The organism is Brochothrix campestris FSL F6-1037 (genome assembly GCF_000525915.1).
In the GTDB taxonomy this organism is placed as follows: Bacteria; Bacillota; Bacilli; order Lactobacillales; family Listeriaceae; genus Brochothrix; species Brochothrix campestris.
Genome location: NZ_AODH01000106.1, coordinates 1 through 722, shown reverse-complemented (window position 1 = coordinate 722; position 722 = coordinate 1). Strand labels below are relative to the sequence as shown.

The following is a 722-nucleotide window of genomic DNA, read 5'->3' as shown; positions in this document are numbered from 1 at the left end:
CTAATTGGGACAAATGAAAACGATCGATGATGCAATCTTCTAGATGGGAGGATATCAATGATTTCATATTTTTTCGCATCAGTGCAAATAAAACTCATCTGACTATCAGCACTCTTTACCGATTTGAATTCATCCATTGAAAGATGTAGTGGAAGCCTTTAATAGTTCGGTTTGAATTGAGGAGACCATTGGTGTAAAGCACGATTAACAGTAGTTGTTGAAACACTCTGTCTAAAAGCGATATCTTTTTCAGAAGTAATAAACTGTCCTTCGGCAGCTAGTGTTTGGATGACACGTTTGGAGATAAAACAATTTCGTTTTACCATCGGAGTTGAAGCGATAAAGGTTGTTTTACATCCTTTACATAAGAAGCGTTGCTTCTTTAAAAAGAGATAGGTTGGAAGGTTATTTGTTTTAGAGAGTGTGATACGTGATAGTTTAGTTCCGTGTTTACTGAGTTTAACTGTTTTATTATTAAAGCCGCAATTCGCACACCGTGAGGGTGTGTAAGAGCGTGTACCAAAATAACAAGGGCTTAAAACACCTTTAATTAACTGAGTTAAACACCATGTTTTTGGAAAAGAAATAGTTTCATCTGTAATTCCAGAGGAATTCGCGATATTATTAAAAGTGATAGCTGACATTGTCGAATCCCCCTTATAAATTTGTTGTGGTGACTTAATATTATAGGGATTTGAAATGTTGCTATTTTTTTGCGAAAA

1 protein-coding gene is annotated in these 722 nt (G+C 35.2%); it reads right to left on the bottom strand.

Features of this window, described 5'->3' with window-relative positions:
- Positions 1–158: 158 nt before the first annotated feature.
- Positions 159–644 (bottom strand): transposase family protein, encoded by a 486-nt coding sequence (locus tag BCAMP_RS12095; RefSeq protein ID WP_156921249.1) that lies wholly within the window; start codon positions 642–644, stop codon positions 159–161.
- Positions 645–722 lie beyond the last annotated feature (78 nt).